Raw genomic sequence first — 16,519 nt, forward strand, 5'->3', positions numbered from 1 at the left:
CGGCCGTAATGCAGGCATGGTATGCTTGGCGCGCACAGCGTTTTGACGTGGGGTATCGATGACTTTCGAACATGATGTTCCGGCGCTCAGCCGGTCGCGGCAGATCAGGCTGCTGATCATCGCCGTTGTTGCCGTGGTGGCAATCTACGGCGCGATCACGCTGGCGCGCGCGCTTTTCCGGCATCCCGAAACGCCTCCCCCGACTCTGCCGCCGGGCGAGCTGCAACTGACCCAGGGTCAGATCGCCAGCATGAAGATCCAGACGGTGCAAGCCGATGACGGCGAAATCCGCACCGGCGCCACCGGCATGATCGACGTGGACGGCACGCAAAGTACCCCGGTGTTCCTGCCCTATTCGGGCCAGGTGGTGAACGTCTTCGTCGAAGCCGGCGCGCGCGTCGGCGCGGGCCAGCCGCTGCTCAGCATCCGCACCGGCGATATCGCCGATGCCCGCAACGCGCTGATGTCCGCCGAGGCGCAGCGCGCGGCGGCCAGCACGTCGCTCCGCGTCGCGCAGGAGAACGCCGCGCGGGCCGAACAGGTCTACAAGACCGCCGGTGGCGCGCTGAAGGACTACCAGCAGGCCCAGGCCGATCTCGCCAGCGCCCAGTCGGCCGTCCGCGTCGCCGATGCGGCGGCGGCGGCGGCGCGCGGCAAGCTTTCGGTGTTCGGCGGTGGCGGCGGCAGCGGCGCGCTGGCCACCTTGCGCGCGCCGATCTCCGGCGTCGTGGCCACCCGCGCGGTTTCCGCCGGGCAGTTCGTGCAGGTGGGCGGCAGCCAGCCAGCCTTCGTCATCGCCGACCTGTCGCGCGTATGGCTGATCGCGCAAGTAGCGGAAAGCGACGCCACGCGGGTGAAGGTGGGCGATCACGTCAACGTTACCACCAACGCCTGGCCCGGCCGCGTGTTCGATGCGGTGATCGACAATGTCGGCGCGCAGCTTGATCCCGTCACCCACCGCCTGCCGGTGCGCGCCACCATCGCCAATGCCGATGGCGCGCTGAAGCCGCAGATGTTCGCCAGTTTCACGATCAAGGCGCCCAGCAGCACGCCCGGCGCGCTGGCGGTGCCGGCCGTCGCGGTGATCAACGAAGGCGATACCGCCCGGGTCTGGGTCTATCTCGGCAAGGGCCGGGTCAAGGCGCAGAACGTGACCGTGGGCGAAAGCCATGACGGCTACGTCACCATCACCTCCGGCATCGCGCCGGGCACCAAGATCATCACCGACGGCGCGCTGTTCGTCAACGAAGCGGGGCTTGGCGACTGATGGTCAGACTCGTCCGTTTCGCCCTGCGGCAAAGGCTGACGATCGTCGGCTTCTTCGTCGCGATGCTCGTCGCCGGCGGCATCGCGTTCTACAACCTCAACATTGAAGCCTATCCCGATCCGGTTCCGCCGATGGTCGAGCTGGTGACGCAGTCTTCCGGCCTTTCGGCCGAGGAGATGGAACGCAACGTCACCATCCCGATCGAGGTCCAGATGTCGGGCCTGCCGCACATGAACGCGATCCGCGCGATCTCGCTGTTCGGCCTGTCGGACGTGAAGATCCAGTTCACCTACGACTACAACTACGATCAGGCCCTGCAGCAGGTGGTCAACCGCCTGGCCCAGCTGCCGCCGCTGCCCGGCGGGGTGGTGCCGCAGATTTCACCCACCAGCCCGGTCGGCGAAATCTATCGCTACCGTATCAAGGCGCCGGCGGGCTATTCGGTCGAGGACCTCAAGACCCTGCAGGACTGGGTGCTCCAGCGCCGCTTCCGTGCCATCCCCGGCGTGGTCGACGTGACCGGCTGGGGCGGCAAGGAACGCTCCTACGAAGTGGTGATCGACCACGACAAGCTGGTCGCCCATCACACCAACGTCGGCCAGGTCATCACGGCGATCAGCCACAGCAACGCCAACGTCGGCGGCCAGACGATCAACTTCGGCGCGCAAGCGGCCATCGTGCGCGGCATCGGCCTGATCCAGTCGGTCAGCCAGATCGAGGACGTCGTCGTCGCCCGCGATGGCAATGCCCCCGTGCTGGTCAAGGACGTGGCCACGATCCGCATCGGCAACCTGCCGCGCAACGGCATCGCCGGCCTCAACAACGATGATGATATCGTCCAGGGCATCGTGCTGATGCGCCGCGGCGCGCAGTCCATGCCCACGATCCAGGCGGTCAAGGCCGAAGTCGAGAAGATCAACACCACCGGCGTGCTGCCGCCCGGCGTGCAGCTGGAACGCATCTACGACCGTTCGGACCTGATCGGCGTGACCACGCATACCGTGATGGAAAACCTCGTCGCGGGCGTGCTGCTGATCTTCTTCCTGCAGTGGGCCTTCCTCGGCAACCTGCGCAGCGCGCTGATCGTGGCGGCGACGATTCCCTTCGCCCTCGCCTTCGCCGTGCTGATCCTCACGCTCCAGGGGGAATCCGCCAACCTGCTCTCGGTCGGCGCACTCGACTTCGGCCTTGTCGTCGACGCGACCGTGATCATGGTCGAGAACATATTCCGGCACATGGCCGAACGATCGCACGAGGTGGAAGCCCACAAGGATACGGGCGCGCACTATACTTTTGCCAGCCGGCTTTCGGCGGTGCTGGGCGCGTCCAGCGAAGTCAGCCGGGGCATCTTCTTCGCCGCCGCGATCATCATCGCCAGCTTCCTGCCGCTGTTCACGCTGACCGGCGTGGAAGGCCACATCTTCGGCCCGATGGCCAAGACTTATGCCTATGCCATCATCGGCGGCCTGATCGCCACGTTCACCGTGGCGCCGGCGCTTTCCGCGATGCTGCTGCCCGACAAGCTGAGCGAAGTGGAAACGTGGATCGTCACCAAGATGCGTGGCGTCTATGGCCCGTCGGCGGCTTTCGCGATGAAGAACCGCCTGTTCACGATCGGCGGCGCCTGCCTGCTGCTGGTGGGCGCGCTGATCGGGGTGCGCTCGCTCGGTATCGAGTTCCTGCCGCACCTGGAAGAAGGTAACATGTACATCCGCGCGTCGCTGCCGGCCTCGATCTCGCTGGAAGCGGGCGAAAAGACCGCGCAGTCGATCCGGCGCGACATGCTGAAGTACCCGGAGGTCACCGCCGTCCTTTCGGCCCACGGCCGCCCGGACGATGGCACCGACGCCACCGGCTTCTTCAACATCGAATACTTCGTCCCGCTCAAGCCGTTCGACGAATGGCCATCGGGCATGGACAAGGAGAAGCTGATCAAGGAGCTCTCGCAGAAGTTCCAGGAGAAATACCCCGGCGTCGACTTCTCGTTCTCGCAGATCATCGAGGACAACGTGGAGGAAGCGGCTTCGGGCGTGAAGGGCGCGAACTCGGTCAAGCTGTTCGGCCCCGACCTCGAAACGCTGGAAAAGCTGGCCAGCCAGATCAAGGACCAGATGCAGAAGGTGCGCGGGATCACCGACCTTGGCATCTTCCAGTCGCTGGGCCAGCCGACCGTGCGCATCGACATCGATCGCGAAAAGGCGGCCCGCTATGGCCTGACGCCCGACGACATCAACCAGACCGTCGCCGCCGCCATCGGGGGCACCTCGCCCGGCGACATCTACGAACCGCACACCGACCGGCACTTCCCGATCGTGGTGCGCCTGAAGCCCGAACAACGCGACAGCATCGAGGCGGTCAAGCGCATCACCGTGGGCGCGACCTCGCCCGACGGCACGCCGATCCAGGTGCCGCTGTCGGAACTGGCCGAGATCAAGCTGACGACCGGCGCCTCGTTCATCTATCGCGAGCACCAGTCGCGCTACATCCCGATCAAGTTCTCGGTCCGCGACCGCGACCTTGGCAGCGCGGTGGCCGAAGCGCAGGCGAACATCGCCAAGCACGTGGTGCTGCCGCCGGGCTATTCGCTGGAATGGGCGGGCGAACTCGCCAACCTCCAGAACGCCATCGCGCGGCTGGAAATCGTGGTGCCGATCAGCCTCGTCATCATCATCGGCTTGCTCTACGCCAACTTCGGCTCGCTGCGGGATACCTTCCTGGCGTTCAGCGTCATCCCCATGGCGATCATCGGCGGCGTGCTGGGCCTGCTGCTGACGGGGACGGCGTTCAGCATCTCCGCCGCGATCGGCTTCGTCGCCCTGTTCGGCATATCGGTGATGGACGGCATCCTTGTGGTGACCAACTTCAACCAGGCGATAGACGAAGGGGCGGACCGTGCCTCGGCGCTCAAGACCGCGATGACCAATTCGCTGCGGCCGGTGGTGATGACCTGCCTCGTCGCCGCGATCGGCCTGCTGCCGGCGGCGCTTTCCACCGGCATCGGCAGCCAGGTGCAGAAGCCGCTCGCGCTCGTCGTGGTCGGGGGCATGACGCTCGCGCCCGTGCTGATCCTGCTGGTCCTGCCCCTGCTGATCGACCGTTTCTCCAGCCGCCTGCAGCCCAATTGGGCGAAAAAGGCCGAGGGAGAAGGCGACGAAGGCGAAGAAGGAACGGAGGTGCCGGCATGACGCGTCCCCTGATGAACGCCGCGCTCAAGGCCGCGCTGCTGATCGCGACCGCCACGCCCACGCTGGCCGCTCCGGTCAAGGTCGATCTGCCGCAACCGCCCACACCGGCGGGCAACGCGCCCGCCAGCGTGCTGGACACGCCGATCGCGCCCCAGTCCGGCACCGCGCAGGCGGTCCATCCGGGCGCGGCGGTGGAAGGCGAATGGTGGAAGGCGTTTGGCAGCCCCGCTCTCGACGGCCTTGTCGCGCAGGCGCTTGCCGCCAACAACGACATCCAGGTCGCGCAGGCCACGCTCAAGCAGGCAAGCGAACTGACCCGTGTGGCGCGGGGTGGCCTGTTCCCGCAGATCGACGCGGGCTACCAGGCCTCGCGCCAGCGCGTTGGCAACGTGCTGTCGTCACCCCTGCCGACGCAAACGCCCTCGCTGTTCACGCTGCACACCGCGCAGGTCAACCTGACCTACACGCTCGACCTGTTCGGAGAGACGCGCTCGCGCATCCGCTCCGCGCAGGCGGCCACGCGCGCGCAGCAGGCGCGGCTGGCGGGCGTGAAGACCATGGTCGCGGGCAACACCGCGCTGGCGGTAATCCAGAACGCCGCGCTGGAAGCGCAGGCGGACGCCGCCCGCAGCGCCGTTACCAGCAACCGCGACATCCTGAACCTGCTGCGCCAGCGGCAGGCGCTGGGCGCGGTCGGCGCGGCCGACGTGGCGGCGCAGGAAGCGGCGTTGGCGGCGGCCGAAGGCGCGCTGCCTCCGCTGGACCGCGCGCTCTCCGCCAACCGCAGCGCCTTGCAGGTGCTGCTCGGCGTCGCGCCGGGTTTCCCCCTGCCCGCCCTGCCCTCGCTCGATGCGCTGGCATTGCCGGCAGACCTCCCGCTCAGCCTGCCGTCCGATCTCGTCGCCACCCGGCCCGATGTGGTCGCCGCAGCGGCGACGATGGAAGGCGCGGCGGCAGACGTGAAGACCGCCATCGCCGCGCGCCTGCCTTCGATCACGCTGGGCGCGAACGCCGGCGGCGCGGCGCTGGACTTCGCCAGCATGTTTGCCAGCGGCAACCCGTTCTGGGCGCTGATCGGCTCGATCGGGGCGCCGCTGTTCCACGGCGGCTCACTGCGCCACCAGCAGCACGCGGCGGAAGACGCGCTGGAAGCGGCCAAGGCCAATTACCGCGCCACCGCGCTCCAGTCCTTCGCCGATGTCTCGAACGCGCTCACCGCGCTCCAGACCGATGGCGCGGCGCTGGATGCGGCGGACCGGGGAGACCGCTCGGCCAGCACCAGCCTGGGCTTCGCCACGCGCCAGTTGCAGCTCGGTGCGGTCGGCACGCTGTCGGTGCTCAACGCGTCGGCCACGCAGGCGGCGGCGCGCCAGCAGCTCATCACCGCGCGCGCCGCGCGGCTGACCGACACGGTGGGCCTGTTCATAGCGCTGGGCGGCGGGCAGATCCCACCGGTGAAGGTGGCGAGCCAGCCCTGACTCCATAGCGGAGAAGCAGGCTTCCTAACGAAAAAGGCCGGGGAGATTCCCCGGCCTTTGTTCTTGTCCGCGCGAAGGGAAACGATCAGCCGGCCGGCAGCAGATGCCGTTCGCCGGCGATCCGCTGCATCGCCTTTTGCAGCTTCTCGAACGCCCGCACCTCGATCTGGCGCACGCGCTCGCGGCTGACGTTATAGACCTGGCTCAGTTCCTCGAGCGTCTTCGGCTCGTCGATCAGGCGGCGGTCCGTCAGGATGTGGCGTTCGCGGTCGTTGAGGCTGTCCATCGCTTCCACCAGCATTTCGTGGCGGAACTGGGCTTCCTCGGCATCGGCCACCGTCTCGTCCTGCAACGGGCGGTCATCGGTCAGCCAGTCCTGCCAGCTGCCCTCGCCATCCTCGCGCATGGGGACGTTGAGGCTGGCGTCGCCACCCATCATCATCCGGCGGTTCATGTTGACCACTTCCTGCTCGGGCACGCCGAGATCGGTCGCGATCTTGCGCACGTCGTCAGGATGGAGGTCCGAATCCTCGAACGCCTCGAGGTTCTTCTTCATCCGGCGCAGGTTGAAGAACAGCTTCTTCTGCGCGGCGGTGGTGCCGATCTTCACGAGGCTCCACGAGCGCAGAATGAATTCCTGCATCGAGGCCTTGATCCACCACATCGCATAGGTGGCCAGGCGGAAGCCGCGATCCGGCTCGAACTTCTTGACGCCCTGCATCAGGCCGATGTTGCCTTCGGAAATCAGTTCCGAAACCGGCAGGCCATAACCGCGATAGCCCATCGCGATCTTGGCCACGAGCCGGAGGTGGCTGGTGACGAGCTGGGCGGCGGCCTGCGGATCCTGGTGTTCCTGATAGCGCTTCGCGAGCATGTATTCCTGCTCGGCGGTCAGCACCGGGAACTTGCGGATTTCCGCCAGATAGCGGTTGAGGCTGGCTTCCCCGTTCAACGAGGGGACGGACAGCGCGTTCTTCTGTTCACTCACCTGAACACTTCCTTTCTTCGCGTCGGAACCCCAGTGCCTGAACCCCTAATGGGCGTTCGGCGGCGGGACCACACATGGAATCTTCGCGGGTTGATATCTATTATACCAGTGGATGCTAATGCTAGAGATTGGACATAGCCACGGCATTCTGCCCCTCAACGCACAATTCGACGATCAGTTCCCGCATATCGACGGGCGTCGGGCTGGCGAAGTGGAGCGGCTGGCCGCCGACCGGGTGGAGGAATCCAAGCTCGGCCGCGTGCAATGCCTGACGGCGGAAACCAAGCCGGGAAAGAAGCGGCCGAAGCCGGGAGGGCGTGCGTCCATATACAGGATCGCCTAATAGCGCATGGCCGATTGACGCAAGGTGAACGCGCACCTGGTGCGTCCGCCCCGTCTCCAGCCGGCATTCGACCAGCGCCGCCTCGTCCAGCGGCGCCAGCGTGCGGTAATGCGTCACCGCGTGCTTGCCCCGGCCTTCCTCGACCAGCGCCATCTTCTTGCGATCGTGGCTGGACCGGCCGATCGCGCCCCGGATCGTTCCGGCAGGCGGCAGCGGCTGGCCGGCAGTGACGCAGCGATAGGCGCGCGTGATCGAGTGATCGGCGAACTGCCTGGCCAGCCCTTCATGCGCGGCATCGGTCTTGGCCACGACCAGCAGGCCGGACGTGTCCTTGTCGATGCGATGGACGATCCCCGGCCGCGCCACACCGCCGATGCCCGAAAGCTGGCCCCGGCAGTGGTGCAGCAAGGCGTTGACCAGCGTACCATCGGGATTCCCCGCCGCAGGATGAACCACCAGACCGGCCGGTTTGTCGATCACGATCAGGTCCGCGTCTTCGTACACGACCGCCAGCGGAATATCCTGCGCCACCGCTTCCGCCGGCGCGGCTTCCGGCACGCGGATCGTGTAAGGCGTGCCCGCCGCGGGTTTAGAGGAAGCCTGCGTAGCAATACGCCCGCCGACCTCGATCCCGCCTTCCTCGATCAGCGCCTTTATGCGTTCGCGAGAAAGGCCGGATACGTCCGCAAGCGCCCGGTCAAGCCGCAGCCCGCCCGCTTCGAAGATGCCCGTGATGACTTCTGCGCTTCCCCCCATGCCCCGCGATATGGGAACTGTTGCAACCGCGGCAAGGGGCTTCAGGGCATCTTTGCGCCGTTGCCCCCTGTTTACGCGAGATCGACGGATTGCAGCGGCCGCTCCGGTGGCACGCGGGGCCGGAACAGGCCGGTCACAAGACCCAATGCGGTGCTGTTCCACACGAGAAACGAATAAGGGACGAGTTCCAGCGAACGCCGGCGCCACCAGAACCACGCCATCGGCGCGAGAGCATAGGGCACGGACAACCACCAGGGCGCCCGCGCCACCAGAAGCAGGGCAAGCAGAACCCACCAGCCCAGTACGGCCACGCCCTTGCGGATATGGCCCAGCCGCCGCAAAACGACCGCGAGATGCGGCCTGCCCAGCGCGGCACGCAGCACTTCACCGGTCGCACCGGTATAGCCCGACCGGATGCGCCGCATCAGCAGGCGATAGCCCTGCGTGGTATAGCCATAGTGCCGCACCGCCGGCACATCGATACGGGCAAGCTTCCACCCCCGCGCCGCCAGCCGGGCCGCCAGTTCGAATTCCTCGAAGGCATGGAGGTTGCGGTCCGCGAAGTACCCCGCCGCGCGCACGGCATCGACGCGATACAGCCCGCCGCAATCGAGCCGGTCCACATCGCCGGGCTGCCAGTCGCTGCCTTCGGCCACCTTGGCCGCGCGGATCTTGAACTCGGCGTTGGTGGCATTCATTTCGCGCACCCGCCCCCCCACGCCCGCATGGCCTGGATGATCACGCAGAAAGGCGATGCCCGCATCGATGAAGGCGGGATCGAGTTCCATGTCTCCATCGAGCAGATAGAAGAACTCGCCGGTCGCGTGCTGGAAAGCGAGTTGCGCCCCCGCACCGCAGCACCGCTCGTCCAGGTTGGCAAGCTGCACGATGCGGATCGGGAAAGTCCGGGCGATTTCCAAAGTCCGGTCGGTCGATCCGCTGTCGGCCAGCACCACGTCGCCACCCACACGCGCCACGGCGGCCAGCGCACTGGCGATCGCGGCGGCGATGTGCTCCTCCTCGTTCAGCGCCTTGATCCCGATCGTCAGCAACGGCCGATCCTGCCCCTGTTCCATCTCTACCGTCCCTAACGCGCCCAAGCGCCAGCCACTTCGCCGCCCCTGGCGCCGGGATCGGGCCGCCGCGCCGAAGCGATCCATTGCCACGCCTTGCGCCATACCCAGTACAGGAACACCAGTTCTCCGCCCAGTACGCCCGCCACCGACCAGATCGGCTGCGCGAACACCAGAACCGTCGCCACCGTGGCGATGGAAAACGCGGCGGAATAGATGCTGGCCATCGCCAGAGGCCGAAATGCGCCGGCAGCCTGCAACAGCGCGCTTTCGGGCGTGCGGATGGCGCGGATGAAAGCCACCGTCAACCACGATGCGGCCCCCGTCACCAGCACGGGCATGGCATAATGCGCCGGAAACAGCAGGCGCGGGGCGAACAGGAACAGCGCCAGCACCGCCAGCCCCACCAGCAGGCACACACCCGCCAGCACCATCCGGAACAGCCGCAAGGCGTGCGCGGCCGAATCCACCACGCCTTCGCCCAGTTGCCGGGCCATCTGCGCGCGCTCGAACTCCATCAGCGCATTGGTCGCCACGGTGATCGGACGGATCAGCAATTGCGTCGCCGCGATCGGCGCGAACGCCGCCGGCCCGCAGATGGCCGTCACCAGATAGGCATGGCAGTTCACCGTTGCCTCGGTTGAAACCACCCCGGCCAGGGACCAGCTCGAATGCTCGCGCCATACCCGGCGATAGCCCCGCAGCACCGCTGGTGTGGGCGCGATCAGCAGCGCCGAGGCATAGGGTCTGCCCAGCGCGCCGATCCCGGCCACAGTCGCCACCAGCAATACCAGATAGGCATGGTCGAGCGTGATCGCCTCCAGCGTGAACAGCAGGCCGATCCCCCCCATCAGCGACACCGCATAGACCACGTCCGAAGCGATGGTGCGCGTCTGGTGTCCCAGCGCGTAGGCGTGGGCGCGGCCCAGCCAGCGGACGAGGCCCAGCGAAGCGAAGAAGGCGAAGATCACCGATGCTTCCGCCGGAAAACCCGTCGCGAGCGCCAGCGCGGCGAACCCGACCGTCGCGATCGCCGCACCGACAACGCTGGCCATCAGCACCGCCTTTGCCGCCTGGTCCGCCCCCTGCTCCCGCCGTTGCGTCATGAACACCAGCAGCGGCGCGCAGAACATCGCGCTCCACACGCTCGTTGCCAGTGTCGCCGCTATCAGCAGGAACGAAAAGCCGCCGAACGCCGCCGGCGGCAACGATCGCAGCAGCAGCAGCGAAAGCAGGAACTGCGCGCCCGCCGTCGCCACCGGGCCAAGCGCGGCAAGGACGTAACGCGCCAGTCGGTTCATGAAAGCGCGTGTCGCATACTCGCCGTGGCCCATGGCGAGCTGACGCGACGGCGGTCGGCGCGATCGGCCTCGGCCTTCAACGCGGGGATGAGCGCCAGCGCGAACATCAGCATCACCTGCATGATCACGTCACGGTCGAACAGGCTGGATTCCGTGGTGTTGTGCATGAACGCGAACATGATGAACGCGATCACGATGGCCACACGTTGCGCCTTCAGCCGATGGTCGCTGAACACCTGGACCAACGGCACGACGATCACCGAGGCAACCACCAGCAGCGCGCCCGGAACGCCGATCTGGACCGCCAGATCGAGGAACCCGTTGTGGCCGTTCGCCAGTTCGGTGATCCAGCCCTTGGCGTATTTGAAGATCGGGCTGATCGGGCCGACGTTCCAGAACGAACCGTAGCCAGACCCCAGCCACAGGTGATCGTTGAGGTAGGCCAGCAAGGCACGCCAGACCGAGGAACGCCCGGTCACCGCTTCGGGATCGCGCAACAGCGCTTCCAGCGGATTGCTGTAGAGATCGTTGAGCAGCGCAGCCGCCGCGAACACCACCATCAGCAGCGGGATGACATAGACGCGGCGGCGCGCAGGCAGCCGTTCAAAGGCGAAGCCGGCCAGCACGGCCACGCCGATCAGGCCAAGCGAGGTCTTGGAGTGCGAGAAGTAGAGGAATACCGCCGCCGCCACGATTCCGGCCACACGCGGCCAGAGCCATTTGCGCGGCGCGTCGAAGATCAGCAAAGGTATCAGCAGCGCGCTGACTTCGCCGGCGAAGTTCTTGTGCATCATGATGCCACGCCAGCTTCCCACCAGTTCCTTGTCGCCGATCGCGTTGGCCTGGTGAATCCCGAAATCGGGAAACAGCGCGACGGTGACGAAGTTGGCGAAAAGCGTGACGCAGAGCGCGATCCGCAGGATGTTGACGGTCAATGCCGATCCGATCTGCCGGACGCTGACGAAGATGATCCAGATCACCAGCGTCGTCAGGATCATGCGCCGCAACGCGACCGAGGGATCGATCGACCACGAAAGGCTGAGCCAGCACCAGCCGAGCGCCACGACCAGGGGAATCGGCACGGCGATCAACCGGCGCCATTCCGCCGGGCGAAGGCCGAACAGAACCGCTGCCGTCAGCGCGAAATAGGCCAGCTGGCGCCCGGCGTTGCCCTCGCCCAGCATGGGCTGGTCGCTATAGACCATCAGCGGCCCAAGCAGCACGAGCAGCAGCACCCCGCCAAGGCAGGCGGCGAGCAGTTGGCGGTTGGCCGGCTTTTCCAGGCGCCAGCCATCATCGCGCGCTTCGGTGTTCATAGAGTTCCCCCAACCATTGCGGCATTGGTATCGGCCACCACGGCATCCGCGCCGCCGCGCGTTTCCACCGCCCCCTTGCTCCGGACGGCTTTCGCTTCACCCGACGCGCGCAGCAGCGCAGCCAGTTGGCCGAGAGCAAACATCAGATGCACTTCCAGCAAAGCGTCTCGATCCAGCAGCGTCGATTCCGTCAGATTGTGACCGAAGGCGAACACGATCACCGAAACGATCCACGCCGCCGCCCCCCGTGGCAACGTCAGGCTCGTCAGCAGGCTCGTCAGCGGCGAAACGAACACGGCGAGCATGACCAGGGCAAGGCCGACCGGCCCGATCGTGACCAGCAAGTCCAGGTAGCCGTTATGGCCGTTGCCCAGCCGCGCGACCCAGTCCTGATTGTATCGGAACACGGGGCCATCCAGCCCGACGTTCCAGAACGAACCGAACCCGGCGCCCCAGGGATGATCGTACCAATAGTCCAGCACCACCGGCCAGATCACCACGCGCCCCGTCAGCAGCGACTGGTCGGGGCTGTAGAGCGGCGCCACGATCACACCCCACCGGGTCGTGACGAAATAGCTTATGCCCGCACCGGCAACCATCGCCAGGGGGACGAGGAAGGCGCGATAGGCCGGGCTGTACAGCAGGTAAAGCCAGCCCGTGCCGATCGCCACCAGCAGAATGTTCATCGATGTCTTGGAACCGGTCCTGTACAGGAAATAGCTGCTGCCGGCCAACACCGCCGCGCGGGGAAGCAGGCGCCAGTGGTTGCCGCCGAACACGAATGCCAGAACCGTGACCGCGCACAAGGCTCCGGTGTAGTTCTTGTGCTCCAGCAATCCGCGCCAGCACCCGACCAGGTTGAGGTCCATCCTCTCCCCTTCCTGATGGACTGCCACTGGGCTGGCCGCGACCGCTGCGAAATTGAGCACCAGCGCCACCGCCAGGATGATCCGCAAGGCCGCCATCGATCGCCGGAAGCCCAGTTCATCGCATATCCGGAAGATCGACCAGATAAGGATCGCGGTCAGCAGCAGCCGGCGCATCCCGATGCCGGGATCGGCCGACCAGAACAACGTGACCGCCGACCACACGAGCACCAGCGCCATGCTCGGCGGAAGGACCCAAAGCCGCTGCATGTTGTTGTAGCACTGCGATCCCAGGATCAGCATGACGAAAATCGAGATATACCAGAACTGGCGCGTGCTGTCGCCCATCGCGGTTGCCGGATCGGCAACCCGCACCTGCAAGGGCCGGGTGCCGATCACGAGCATTCCGAACAGCATGACCATCGCGATCAGGGCGATGACCCTGCGCACGCGCGCGGGCGACATCAGCGCCATCAGCGGCGGCGGCGGCATGTTGAGCAGATAGTGCCTGTTGTTCGCCCCGCGCATCAGACCGCCAATGCCTCGTATGCGTCGACAACCGCATCGAACCGCGCTTCCTCCGCGATCCGCCGCGCAGCCGCGCTCCACCGCCGGTAAGCGGCGGAATCGTTCAGCACCGCGGTGATCGCCCCGGCCAGGGCGGCATCGTCGTCAAGCGGAACCACGATGCCGCAGGCGTCGCCACCTTCCGCCGTGACCGCTTCCACCTGCTCGGGCACATTCGAAACGATCAGCGGCAATCCTACGCGCGCGGCTTCGATCAGCCCGAGACTGTGCCCTTCGAACCTGCTGACCTGCACGAACACATCGCCCCCGGCCAGAATGGCAAGCGCCTCGCGCCGGGGGCGGACGCCAAGGAAGCGGACCCGCTCCGCAATGCCCAGTTGCTCCGCCAGCGCCCGCAATTCCGCCTCGTCAGGCCCGGTCCCGACAATATCGAGCGAAGCATCCGGCACCTCCGCCAGCGCGCGGAGCAGCATCGGGTAGTTTTTCTGATAGGCCAGCCGCCCGGTACTGACGATCCGTCGCTGGGTTGGCGCATCCCTGACTTCACCGGCCATGCCGGAAAGATAGGTTTCGATATCGGGCGGCAGCGCGTTGCGGATCGCCCGGCGTTTGGCGCGGTACGCGGCCGGCTTGCTGGCCAGCGACGCGGACACGGCGTGCGACACGCTGATGATCGCGCGGACATTGCGCAACTGCCCGGACCACGCATCGAGCCGGTTAAGCAGCGGCGCGTGCGTTTCGACCGGCGAATGATGGGAAATGGCAACGCGCGTCGCGGGGCTGCTCCAGCGCGCCACGATCGGCACCAGGACATTGGCGGCGGGCATCGCCGTCACCACCAGCCGCGGTTCATGCGCTCTGAGCCATCGCGCCAGCGCGAACACCAGACGAACGGCACGGACGGGATTGCGCAGTGGCCCGGAAACGAAATGGAGCCAGCTCCGCCCGGCTCCGCTACCATCTCCGCCACCCGCCTCTCCCCAGCGCGGCGGATAGAACGCGACGCATTGGGTCTCGAAGCCGCGCTCGGCCAGCGCATCGGCGAGATTGCCCCACAGTTCACGAATGCCACCGGACGGGTGCGTTGCAGCAAACACGATCATTCCGCGTGCCCGATGGGCCTGCCCCTGTGTCAACGATCGGGACATGCCCACCTGTTCCTCCAGAACAAAGTCGTCCAGCGCGTTTCCCGATGCACGAAAACTACCGCATCACCATAGATGCCGGGTACTTGCCCGTCAAATAGAGACATGGATTACCAAAGGTTACGTCGCGCTTAACTAAGAAGCGTTACCCGGCCCAAACCCTGCATGCGGCAAACAGCGGACGTTCATCATGGAGCGTCCGATGCGCCTGTTCTATACCGTACTGGCCGGCCTGTGGCTGGCAAGCGGCAACGCAGAAGCGAAAAGCCCAGCCGACGGCGGAAGTTTCATTCCGCTGGGCGCTCCCGCATCCGCTCCGCTGGGCTTCACCCAGATGTGCGAACGCGATACGGAATTGTGCCTCGCCGGGGCAACGAGCATCGCCGCCGCGCTCAGCCCGCCAACCGAAAGCGCGCCACTTGTGGTCATGGCTTCGGCACCACCCGCGTTCGATCGCGAAGGCGCGGGTTATCGTCGCTTGCGCGTGACGGCGGATGACTTGTCGCGCTTCGGGAAGGACAACCCCGTCGATCGCTTCGGTCTCGTCCGTCTTCTGGTCGGGGACGCGGCCGCGACAGCGACCTCTCCAGTCGCAACCGCCCCCTGCCCGCCCGCGGCTGGCTGGACGGAAAGCCTTGCTCCCGATGTCCCGTGCGACCAGGTGAGCGACGCGATACCATCGCAAACCCGGGGACTGGCGACGGCAGCCTTCGTCACGCTGGTTCCGCAGCCGTTGCAGCCTGCGGCGCCCGCGATAGCGCTTCCCCCGCTCGATGGGGAGCCTGCGAAACCGGCGGACGCAGCCTTTGACGGAAAGGCGGCATTCGCGCTGATCGGCAAGGTCAACCGCAACGTCAACGATGCCGTCGTCCAGGTGGAAGACATCAATTCCACGGGCGAGGAAGACCGCTGGAACCGTCTGGGTTACGGCTGGCGGCCCGCCGGCGATTGCGAGGACATTGCGATCGAGAAGCGCATGCGCCTGATGGAAATGGGCTTCCCCGCAGACCGGCTGTTTCTGGCCGTGGCCTACAAGTACCGCGCCGGGTTGCACACCGTTCTGATCGCGCGCCTGCCCGATGGCGATTACGTGCTCGACAGTCTCGTGCGCAAGGTCAGGCCATGGTCGAAGGTGACGTACCAGTGGCTTCGCGTGCAGACGCCCGGCGATCCGTTGGTGTGGCGAGGCCTGACCCCGGCGCCGGCGGCCGCGCCGACCGTCCGCATCGCCAGCAGCGATAGCGGAGAGGCCGCGATACCGCCCCAGCCGGCGGCCTGAGCACGATCCGCGCCGGACAGGGCCCGCCAGATCAGATTTTCCCGGTCGAAATATACCCCGTCAGCGCGTTGACCAGTTGTCCGCGCACGGCATCGTCCCAATCCGCGCGCGGCGCTTCCAGCCGCTCGCGCAATGTCCGCGCCAGCGCCTCGTCGTCTTCGGCCACGTAAATGCCGGACCGGCCGGCAAGCGCGGCGACGGTCGCCATCTGGTGATCGTTGCGATGCTCGTGCAATGCCACGCGCCTTGGATAGAGGATCAACGGCTTGTGATGGCGCAACGCCATCAGCACCGTACCGATCCCGGCGTGCGACACGATGATGCTGGCGGCCCCGAATCGGGCCTCGAACTCGCGCGGCTCGATGAAATGTTGCCACTCCATATGGTCGGGCTGATAGGTGCCGCCACCGGTCTGCGCAAAGACGGGCTGCGCCAGATCCGGCGCAATGCCGTCCATGGCCCGGATCAGCCGGTCAAAGGGCAACTGCGTTCCGACGGTGACAAGAATCAAATGACTGCCCCCAGAAAATAGAGCCCTTGGTCGGGGTTAGCCAGGTGTTGCCATTGCGTCACCCGCAGGGTTGCGAAATAGCGGGCCATCCGCCCGCTGGCCGAAAGCTCTTCGGAATTGGCGATGCTGTCGATCCACACTGTCCGCCGCCCCAGCACACGCCCCGCGATCAGGCAGGCCAGCCCCGGAAACGCGCCGGTGGACACTATCACCTCCGGGCGATGGCGCAGCACCAGCGCAAAGGCGCACCACATCGTCCGCAAGGCCGCGACGGGGCCGTTGCGGTTGGAATCAGGAATGCTGAGGACGTCCTCGATGCCTTCCCTCCAACCCAGCGCGGGATCGGTAGTGACGTAGCGGGTATCGAACTGGTCGAATGCCGCGCGAAGACGCAGCAACTGCTCCCAGTGCCCTCCGCCGGATGCCACCGCCAGAACCTTGATCCCCATATCCTCGAATCTACTCCGACGCCAAACCGATCGA

Annotated in this window: 13 protein-coding genes; 4 read left to right on the forward strand and 9 right to left on the reverse strand. The window is 66.4% G+C overall.

Going from position 1 to position 16,519, the window contains the following annotated elements:
• The first annotated feature begins 58 nt into the window (after positions 1-58).
• Genes EH199_RS04230 through EH199_RS04240 form a run of 3 tightly spaced genes read left to right on the forward strand, consistent with a single transcriptional unit; the run spans position 59 to position 5,930 of the window.
• Positions 59-1,267 carry an efflux RND transporter periplasmic adaptor subunit gene (locus EH199_RS04230; RefSeq protein WP_124808014.1) on the forward strand — a complete coding sequence of 403 codons (1,209 nt, stop codon included), beginning with the start codon at positions 59-61 and terminating at the stop codon, positions 1,265-1,267.
• Positions 1,267-4,452 (forward strand): efflux RND transporter permease subunit, encoded by a 3,186-nt coding sequence (locus tag EH199_RS04235; protein ID WP_124808015.1) that lies wholly within the window; start codon positions 1,267-1,269, stop codon positions 4,450-4,452. Before EH199_RS04230 ends, EH199_RS04235 begins: the two co-directional genes overlap by 1 nt.
• Entirely contained in the window at positions 4,449-5,930 is a 1,482-nt protein-coding gene (locus EH199_RS04240; protein ID WP_124808016.1) for an efflux transporter outer membrane subunit, read from the forward strand. Before EH199_RS04235 ends, EH199_RS04240 begins: the two co-directional genes overlap by 4 nt.
• Positions 5,931-6,015: 85 nt before the next feature.
• On the opposite strand, the gene rpoH is transcribed toward EH199_RS04240, so the two are convergent.
• From rpoH to EH199_RS04275, 7 genes are all read right to left on the reverse strand, one after another.
• Positions 6,016-6,918, reverse strand: a complete 903-nt coding sequence (rpoH, locus tag EH199_RS04245; RefSeq protein ID WP_124808017.1) for an RNA polymerase sigma factor RpoH — start codon at positions 6,916-6,918, stop codon at positions 6,016-6,018.
• Between the two features lie 121 nt (positions 6,919-7,039).
• Entirely contained in the window at positions 7,040-8,017 is a 978-nt protein-coding gene (locus tag EH199_RS04250) for an RluA family pseudouridine synthase (RefSeq protein ID WP_124808018.1), read from the reverse strand.
• Positions 8,018-8,088: 71 nt separating this feature from the next.
• Positions 8,089-9,093 (reverse strand): glycosyltransferase, encoded by a 1,005-nt coding sequence (locus tag EH199_RS04255; RefSeq protein WP_124808019.1) that lies wholly within the window; start codon positions 9,091-9,093, stop codon positions 8,089-8,091.
• A gap of 11 nt (positions 9,094-9,104) precedes the next feature.
• Positions 9,105-10,391, reverse strand: coding sequence for a hypothetical protein (locus tag EH199_RS04260; RefSeq protein WP_124808020.1), 1,287 nt, complete (start codon positions 10,389-10,391; stop codon positions 9,105-9,107).
• Positions 10,388-11,707 (reverse strand): O-antigen ligase, encoded by a 1,320-nt coding sequence (locus EH199_RS04265; RefSeq protein ID WP_124808021.1) that lies wholly within the window; start codon positions 11,705-11,707, stop codon positions 10,388-10,390. Before EH199_RS04265 ends, EH199_RS04260 begins: the two co-directional genes overlap by 4 nt.
• Positions 11,704-13,101, reverse strand: a complete 1,398-nt coding sequence (locus tag EH199_RS04270; RefSeq protein WP_124808022.1) for an O-antigen ligase — start codon at positions 13,099-13,101, stop codon at positions 11,704-11,706. The genes EH199_RS04265 and EH199_RS04270 overlap by 4 nt, the downstream gene beginning before the upstream one ends.
• Positions 13,101-14,249 (reverse strand): glycosyltransferase, encoded by a 1,149-nt coding sequence (locus EH199_RS04275; protein ID WP_124808023.1) that lies wholly within the window; start codon positions 14,247-14,249, stop codon positions 13,101-13,103. Before EH199_RS04275 ends, EH199_RS04270 begins: the two co-directional genes overlap by 1 nt.
• A gap of 187 nt (positions 14,250-14,436) precedes the next feature.
• On the opposite strand from EH199_RS04275, the gene EH199_RS04280 reads away from it, so the two are divergent.
• The gene (locus tag EH199_RS04280) at positions 14,437-15,525 is read left to right on the forward strand and encodes a transglutaminase-like cysteine peptidase (RefSeq protein WP_223806463.1); all 1,089 of its coding nucleotides are present in this window, start codon (positions 14,437-14,439) and stop codon (positions 15,523-15,525) included.
• A gap of 31 nt (positions 15,526-15,556) precedes the next feature.
• Here EH199_RS04280 and EH199_RS04285 read toward each other — a convergent pair whose 3' ends face one another.
• Together EH199_RS04285 and EH199_RS04290 are read right to left on the reverse strand one after the other, a co-directional pair.
• Positions 15,557-16,036, reverse strand: coding sequence for a glycosyltransferase (locus tag EH199_RS04285; RefSeq protein ID WP_124808024.1), 480 nt, complete (start codon positions 16,034-16,036; stop codon positions 15,557-15,559).
• Positions 16,033-16,485 (reverse strand): glucuronosyltransferase, encoded by a 453-nt coding sequence (locus EH199_RS04290; protein ID WP_124808025.1) that lies wholly within the window; start codon positions 16,483-16,485, stop codon positions 16,033-16,035. Before EH199_RS04290 ends, EH199_RS04285 begins: the two co-directional genes overlap by 4 nt.
• Positions 16,486-16,519: the final 34 nt, after the last annotated feature.

This window comes from Novosphingobium sp. LASN5T, assembly GCF_003856955.1.
Classification (GTDB): domain Bacteria; phylum Pseudomonadota; class Alphaproteobacteria; order Sphingomonadales; family Sphingomonadaceae; genus Novosphingobium.

Excerpts from the sequence above, each read along its gene's own strand:
- EH199_RS04235 (WP_124808015.1), top strand. The coding sequence starts at position 1,267 with ATGGTCAGACTCGTCCGTTTCGCCCTGCGGCAAAGGCTGACGATCGTC.
- EH199_RS04265 (WP_124808021.1), bottom strand. The coding sequence starts at position 11,707 with ATGAACACCGAAGCGCGCGATGATGGCTGGCGCCTGGAAAAGCCGGCC.
- EH199_RS04250 (WP_124808018.1), bottom strand. The coding sequence starts at position 8,017 with ATGGGGGGAAGCGCAGAAGTCATCACGGGCATCTTCGAAGCGGGCGGG.
- EH199_RS04275 (WP_124808023.1), bottom strand. The coding sequence starts at position 14,249 with ATGTCCCGATCGTTGACACAGGGGCAGGCCCATCGGGCACGCGGAATG.
- EH199_RS04260 (WP_124808020.1), bottom strand. The coding sequence starts at position 10,391 with ATGAACCGACTGGCGCGTTACGTCCTTGCCGCGCTTGGCCCGGTGGCG.
- EH199_RS04290 (WP_124808025.1), bottom strand. The coding sequence starts at position 16,485 with ATGGGGATCAAGGTTCTGGCGGTGGCATCCGGCGGAGGGCACTGGGAG.
- EH199_RS04240 (WP_124808016.1), top strand. The coding sequence starts at position 4,449 with ATGACGCGTCCCCTGATGAACGCCGCGCTCAAGGCCGCGCTGCTGATC.
- EH199_RS04280 (WP_223806463.1), top strand. The coding sequence starts at position 14,437 with ATGGAGCGTCCGATGCGCCTGTTCTATACCGTACTGGCCGGCCTGTGG.
- EH199_RS04255 (WP_124808019.1), bottom strand. The coding sequence starts at position 9,093 with ATGGAACAGGGGCAGGATCGGCCGTTGCTGACGATCGGGATCAAGGCG.
- EH199_RS04230 (WP_124808014.1), top strand. The coding sequence starts at position 59 with ATGACTTTCGAACATGATGTTCCGGCGCTCAGCCGGTCGCGGCAGATC.
- EH199_RS04270 (WP_124808022.1), bottom strand. The coding sequence starts at position 13,101 with ATGCGCGGGGCGAACAACAGGCACTATCTGCTCAACATGCCGCCGCCG.